This is a genomic window from Hydrogenophaga sp. (assembly GCF_048549895.1).
Taxonomy (GTDB): Bacteria; Pseudomonadota; Gammaproteobacteria; order Burkholderiales; family Burkholderiaceae_C; genus Hydrogenophaga.
Map to the genome: position 1 here is coordinate 1 of NZ_JBLYYB010000184.1, position 6,281 is coordinate 6,281.

Annotated in this window: 8 protein-coding genes; 3 read left to right on the plus strand and 5 right to left on the minus strand. The window is 67.8% G+C overall.

Annotated features, from left to right (window positions below):
* Positions 1–197, plus strand: a 197-nt coding sequence (locus ACN4F8_RS17485; protein WP_419474736.1) for a VF530 family DNA-binding protein, incomplete at its 5' end; no start/stop codon positions are given.
* Between the two features lie 15 nt (positions 198–212).
* Here the strand turns inward: ACN4F8_RS17485 and ACN4F8_RS17490 are convergent.
* From ACN4F8_RS17490 to ACN4F8_RS17505, 4 genes are all read right to left on the minus strand, one after another.
* Positions 213–545 (minus strand): SMR family transporter, encoded by a 333-nt coding sequence (locus ACN4F8_RS17490; protein ID WP_419474737.1) that lies wholly within the window; start codon positions 543–545, stop codon positions 213–215.
* Entirely contained in the window at positions 542–1,315 is a 774-nt protein-coding gene (locus ACN4F8_RS17495; protein ID WP_419474738.1) for a class II glutamine amidotransferase, read from the minus strand. Before ACN4F8_RS17495 ends, ACN4F8_RS17490 begins: the two co-directional genes overlap by 4 nt.
* A gap of 112 nt (positions 1,316–1,427) precedes the next feature.
* On the minus strand, positions 1,428–2,915 hold the full coding sequence (locus ACN4F8_RS17500) for an MFS transporter (RefSeq protein WP_419474739.1): 1,488 nt from the start codon (positions 2,913–2,915) through the stop codon (positions 1,428–1,430).
* Positions 2,912–3,148 (minus strand): cysteine-rich CWC family protein, encoded by a 237-nt coding sequence (locus ACN4F8_RS17505; protein WP_419474740.1) that lies wholly within the window; start codon positions 3,146–3,148, stop codon positions 2,912–2,914. The genes ACN4F8_RS17500 and ACN4F8_RS17505 overlap by 4 nt, the downstream gene beginning before the upstream one ends.
* Before the next feature lie 110 nt (positions 3,149–3,258).
* On the opposite strand from ACN4F8_RS17505, the gene ACN4F8_RS17510 reads away from it, so the two are divergent.
* Complete coding sequence (locus ACN4F8_RS17510) at positions 3,259–4,005, plus strand: SGNH/GDSL hydrolase family protein (protein WP_419474741.1); 747 nt, start codon at positions 3,259–3,261, stop codon at positions 4,003–4,005.
* A 104-nt stretch (positions 4,006–4,109) separates the two neighbouring features.
* Positions 4,110–4,703, plus strand: a complete 594-nt coding sequence (locus tag ACN4F8_RS17515) for a PEP-CTERM sorting domain-containing protein (RefSeq protein ID WP_419474742.1) — start codon at positions 4,110–4,112, stop codon at positions 4,701–4,703.
* Positions 4,704–4,783: 80 nt separating this feature from the next.
* On the opposite strand, the gene ACN4F8_RS17520 is transcribed toward ACN4F8_RS17515, so the two are convergent.
* The coding region (locus tag ACN4F8_RS17520) for a gamma-glutamyltransferase family protein (RefSeq protein WP_419474743.1) at positions 4,784–6,281 on the minus strand (1,498 nt) is incomplete at its 5' end.

The following is a 6,281-nucleotide window of genomic DNA, read 5'->3' on the forward strand; positions in this document are numbered from 1 at the left end:
AGGCCATCGTCACCGCGCTGGCCGACCACTATGGTTGGGAAGAGCTGGGCCAGCGCATCCCGGTGCGCTGTTTCAACGTGGACCCCAGCGTGGGTTCGAGCCTGCGGTTTCTGCGCAAGACGCCGTGGGCGCGCGAGAAGGTCGAAGGGCTCTACCTCTTCATGCTGCGCGAGGAGCGTCGCGCGGGCCGGGGCTGAAACGCGCCCTGGTGCTCAGTGCGCCGTGGCTTTGGAAAACACGTTGAGCACCACCACGCCGGCAATGATCAGGCCCATGCCGATCAGACCGGCCAGGTCGATGCGCTGCCCGTAGAGCAGCCAGGCCACCGCGGTGATCAGCACGATGCCCAGGCCCGACCAGATGGCGTACGCAATGCCCACCGGCACGCTCTTGAGCACCAGCGAGAGGCAGTAGAACGCGACGCCGTAGCCCACCACCACGACCAGCGACGGCCAGAGCCTGGTGAAGCTGTCGCTGGCCTTCAGCGCGGTGGTGCCGATCACCTCGGCCACGATGGCCAGTCCGAGCACCATCCAGGCGTTCATGAGCACCGCTCCATGGGCAAGCCGTCCACGAACACCTTGAGCTCGTTGGGCTCGAACGCCGCCCATCGCTCGTCGCTGGTCAGCGGTGTGGTCACCACCACCGCTGCGCGGTCGCCGGGCTGGTTGAGGTCGGCGAAGTTCACGGTCCAGTCCTGGTCCATCAGCGTGGCCGGGGCAAAGGGGTGCTGGCGCACCAGCCAGTGGAGCTTGGTGCTGCAGTGCGCCCACAGCGCCTCGCCGTTGGAGAGCAGGAAATTGAAGGTGCCGAAGCGGCGCACCTGGGGCACGAGCTCCTGCAGCGTGAGGGTGAGTTCCTCCACGCTGGGCAGCCCCGCATGCGACTTGGCCAGCTCCTGCATCAACCAGCAGAAGGCGCGTTCGCTGTCGGTGGTGCCGACCGGTCGAAAGTGGCTGTGCAGGTGCGGAAAGTAGTCTTTCAGATCGCCGTTGTGCGCGAACACCCACTGCCGGCCCCAGAGCTCGCGCACAAAGGGGTGGGCGTTCTCCAGCGACACTTCGCCGATGGTGGCCTTGCGCACGTGGGCAATGATGTTGCGGCTCTTGAGCGGGTAGCTTTGCAGAAAGGTCGCCATGGGCGACTGCGAGGCGCTGGCGTGGTCGACGAACAGGCGCAAGCCCTTGCCTTCAAAAAACGCGATGCCCCAGCCATCGGCGTGGTGGTCGGTGTTGCCGCCGCGCTGGCAGAAGCCGGTGAAGCTGAAGGAAGCGTCGGTGGGGGTGGCGCAGTTGAGGCCGAGCAATTGACACATAAAAGTATTGTGCCCCCACGCTCCCCCGCTGCGCGAGGTCCGCTGCCCCCCAAGGGGACTGATTCGCCTTGGGGCGGCCCGGCGGCGAATCGCCCTTCGTCGATGAGGTGTCTCAGCGCTCGCGGAGTTTCAACGCCGCCACCACAGCCACGGCACAAATCGCAGCCAGCATCAGGAACGTCTCGCCAAACGCGGCCATGCGCGCCGGGCTGGTGGTGCCGGTGTCGAGCAGCGCGCCGTGCGCCGCCACCCGCCACTCAAGGACGATGCCGCACAGGCTCACACCGGCCGCGCCGCCGAGCATGCGCAGGAAGTTGATCACGCTGGAGCCTTGCGGGATGTGGCTGCGGTCCAGCGAGCGCATGGCGCCGATGTTGAGCGAGGGCAGGATGAAGCCCAGGCCGATGCGCCCGAGGATGGCCCAGGTGATGAGCAGCGGAACGATCTGCGCCGGGCGGCCGAGATCGATGGTGACCATGAGTGCGAACGACGCGGCCAGCAGCACCAGGCCGATGCTCACCAGGCGGTGCGTGGGTTGTTTGTCGGCCAGGCGCCCGACCACCGCGATGGTGATGGCCAGCACCAGGCCCGCTGGCAGCAGGATGGTGCCCACGTACGAGGCGGAGAGACCCAGTCCCATCTGCATGTAGACCGGCAGCAGGTAGGTGGAGCCGAACAACGCGATGCCGTAGATGAAGGCCACGATGCTGCCCATGGCAAAGCGCCGGTCGTTGAAGAGCGAAAGGTTCATGAGCGGGTCCACGCCCTGGTCGGGGTGGCGACGGCGGCTTGTCAGCGTGCACCGCTGCAGCACCACGAACGCCACCAGCAGCAGCGCGGCGCCGCCCAGCAAGGTGGCGGCGCTCAACGCTGTGCCGCCTTGCAGTTCGACCAGGCCGTTGAGCAGGCACAGCGTGCCCACGGCGGCGAGCAGCAGGCCGCGCCAGTCCAGCCCGGCGCCTTGCGGGTTGGCCGGGCCGCCGCCGGGCGAGGTGGTGGGCACGAAGCGGCGCGCCAGCCACAGCGAGGCGATGCAGAACGGCACCACCATGAAGAAGATCGAGCGCCAGCCAAAGCCATCCACCAGCAGACCGCCGATGCTGGGGCCCAGCGCGGGAGCCAGCACCACACCCATGCCGAAGATGCCGCTGGCGCGGCCTTGTTCGTGAGGCTCGAAGGCGCGCAGGATGATGATGGCCGGGATCGGCTGCACCACGCCGGCGGCCAGGCCCTCGGCCACGCGCGCGGCCAGCACCAGCGCAAACGAGTCGGCGAAACCACCGCCCACGCCGCCGGCCAGCAGCAGCCACATGCACCCGGCGTAGGTGCGGCGGTAGCCGTAGCGCGCGAGCAGCCAGGGAGTGGTCAGCATGGAGACCGTCATGGCGGCCATGAAGCCCGATGACGCCCACTGGGCGCGCTCCTGCCCGAGTGCGAAATGCTGGCTCATGTCGGGGATGGCCACGTTGATGATGGTCGACGACATGATGGAGGCCATGGTGCCCACCATCACCGAGAGCAGCAGCAGCCAGCGGTAGCGTTCGCCGTAGCGCGCGCGCATGGCCGTGAGGGTGTCGGGGTCGCTGGCGGGAGCGCTCATGGTCGGCTGGCGCGCAGCGCCTGGGCCACACAGGCCGCGCAGATGCAGGCCTGTCCGCGCGCTTCAGCCGGAATGCGCTCCAGCAGCTCGCGGCTGAAGGTGGCATCCACGCACCAGCAAGGGGGCTGCGCTTCGCCGGTGTCGCGCGCGATCTCCATCGCGCAGCGGTTGTCGCCGCCGCACAGTGGGCAACGGCCAGCATCGGGCAAGGCGGGTTCAGGCGTGGCGGGCATCGATGCAGTGTATGACGCCCATCGGATCGCCCATGCGTCAAGCCTGCGGCGGCCGCGGGCTTTGGGCCCGGGCCGCACGGGGCAGGGCACCGCGCCATAAACTGATTCCCATGCGTTTCTCGTCCAGACCCGTCTTGCCCTTGCTCGCGCTGGCCGCTGCTGCGGTGGTGCTGGTCACCTCGGGGTGCGCGGCCTGGCGCATCGGCCAAGCGGCTGATCTGGCGCGCCAGAGCACGCCGTTCCAGCAGAACCCGGTCAATCCCAAGCTGAGCTTGCTGATCGTGGGCGACAGCACGGGCGTGGGCACCGGCGCCAGCGCGCCCGGCAACAGCCTCGCAGGCTTGCTGGGCAGCGCGTACCCCGGCCTGCGCATCGACAACCGCGCGCGCGATGGCGCCACCTTTGCCGATGTGTTGCGTCAGCTCGAAGGGGCCCAGCGCTTCGACCTCGTGCTCGTCCAGGCCGGCGGCAACGATGTGATCCGCCTGCGCTCCGAAGACGACATGCGCGCCGACATCGACCGCGTCACCGCGCTGGCGCGCGAGCGATCGGATCGGGTGGTCCTCATGCCCGCCGGCAATGTGGGCAACGCGCCGTTTTTCTTTGCGCCGGCCTCGCAGCTCATGACGAAGCGCGCGCGGCGCCTGCACGGCTTTGTGCGCGAGGCCGCCGAGCGGCACGGCGCCGTGGTGGTGAACCTGTTCAAGGAGAAAGCCGACGACCCGTTTGTACAGACGCCCGGTCTTCATGCGGTGGATGGTCTGCACCCCAGCGACGCCGGTTACCGGCTCTGGCGCGACGAATTGCTGGCCCAAAGTGGGTGGGCTGCGGTGTTGGCCGGAGCGCAAACCCGCTGAGCGCTGAAAGTGTCGGGAAAAATGACACGTCGTTGCAACACCGGGGGGTATGCCTTGGAAGATCAACCACTTGCTTCGCCGCTCCCCTGACCGTCGCTGCCTTGATGGCCGCAGCACCCGCCGCTCAGGCGGGTGTGATCTTCACCGACAACTTCAACGCAGAGAGCGGCTCCAACGCGCTCAACTTCAATGGCTTTGACAACTGGACCGTTTCGGCCGGCACGGTGGACTACATCCGCAGTGGCGTGCAGTACGGCATCAACTGCGTCGGCGGCATCGGTGGCTGTATCGACCTGGACGGCAGCACCAACAACGCAGGCGTCCTGTCGAGCACCACGATTTACAACCTGACGGCCGGATTGACCTACATGTTCTCGCTCGACCTGTCGGGTAACCAAGTGCGCCGCGAAGGCAACACGGTGACGTTCGGCTTTGCTGACAGCAGCAACAGCAACCTGTTCTACGCGTCTGACGCCATCACACTGTCCCAGAACGACCCGTTCAAGACTTACACCGTGTCCTTCACCCCCAACGGCAACGTGACGGCCCGTCTGGTGATCGGCAACGGCGGGGGCGACAACGTCGGCCTGATCCTGGACAACGCACAACTCGAAGTGCCTGAGCCCGGCACCCTGGCCCTGCTGGGTCTGGGTCTGGGCCTGGCCGCACTGGGCCTGCGCCGCCGCCGCGCTGCCTGATCAATCAGCCCTTTCCAAAGAAAACCCCGCTGGTTCTTTCCAGCGGGGTTTTTTGTTGGGCGCACGCAAGGTCGGTGCCGTCAGACCCCCGCCACCACACCATCACTTCTTGGATCGGCCGCGCCTTCGATCACGCCGTTGGGGTGGCGCACCAGCGCGCCCGCGTGGCCCATGGCGTCGCTGAAAGGCTCGGAGAACAGCTCCACCACGTGGCCGGCGTCTCGCAGCGCCTGCACCAGCGCCGGGTCGAACCGGCTCTCCAGCTTGAGGGTGGTGCTCACGTCGCCCCAGGTGCGCCCCAGCAGCCAGCGTGGTGCGGTCACGGCCTGCTGCAGGCCCTGGCCGAAGCGCGCATAGCGCGTGAACACCGCAGCTTGTGTTTGCGGCTGGCCTTCGCCGCCCATGGTGCCGTAGGGCATCACGCGGCCGTCGTCAAACAGGGCCAGCGACGGGTTGAGTGTGTGGAAGGGGCGCATGCCGGGCTTGAGCACGTTGAGCGCTTTGGGGTCGAGCGAAAAACTCGTGCCCCGGTTTTGCCAGACGATGCCGGTGTCCTGCAGCACCACGCCCGAGCCGAACTCCCAGTACACGCTCTGGATGAAGCTGACCGCGCGGCCCTGCGCGTCGATGCAGCCCATCCAGATGGTGTCGCCGGGTTTGGCCACATCGGGCCAGGGCAGGGCTTTGTGGCGGTCGATCTCGGCGGCCAGTTCGGTGAGCGCGGCGGGTGTCAGAAAACCTTTGGGGTCGGCCGGCAGGCGCTGCGGATCGGTGACCACACGCTCGCGCACACGAAACGCCCGCTTGGTCGCCTCCACCAGGCCGTGCACATGCGCGAAGCCTTCGCCCTCGGTCACGCCCAGGCGCTCGAACAGGCCCAGGATCATGAGCGCCGAGAGGCCCTGCGTGGGTGGCGGCAGGTTGTAGACCGTGCTGTCGTTCAGCCGCACCGAGAGTGGCTCGACGATCTGCGCCTGGTAGGCGGCGAGGTCGCTGGTTCGCAGGGGGCTGCCCACGCGTTCGAGCTCGGCGCCGATGCGTTGGGCCAATTCACCGCGGTAGAAGTCGTCCAGCCCGCGCTCGGCCAGTTGCGCCAGCGTGCGGCCCAGCGTGGGTTGTTTGAGCACGTGGCCCACGGCGGGTGGCTGGCCGTTGACCAGGTGGGTCTGCGCGAAGCCGGGCGCGTCTTTCAGGCCATCGAATTTTTCGCGTGTGAGGGCTGCCTGGCTTTCGGTGACGGCGATGCCCTTGTGCGCGTGGCGGATGGCGTCGGCCAACAAGCGCGACAAGGGCAGGGCGGGGCCCCAGGGTGCGGCGACTTCAAGCGCCTTGGCCCAGCCGCCGATGGTGCCGGCCACGGTGAGCGCGGCCTTCGGGCCACGCGACGGAATCGTGTCGTGTCCTGCGTAAAAGTCCAGATCGGCGAGCGCGGCGGCAGGCCCACACGCGCTGATGGCCACCGGCTCTTTGCCGGGTTCGTGGATGAGCCAGAAACCGTCACCGCCGATGGCGTTCATGTGCGGGTAGACCACGGCGATGGCCGCGGCTGCAGCCACCATGGCTTCCACCGCGTTGCCG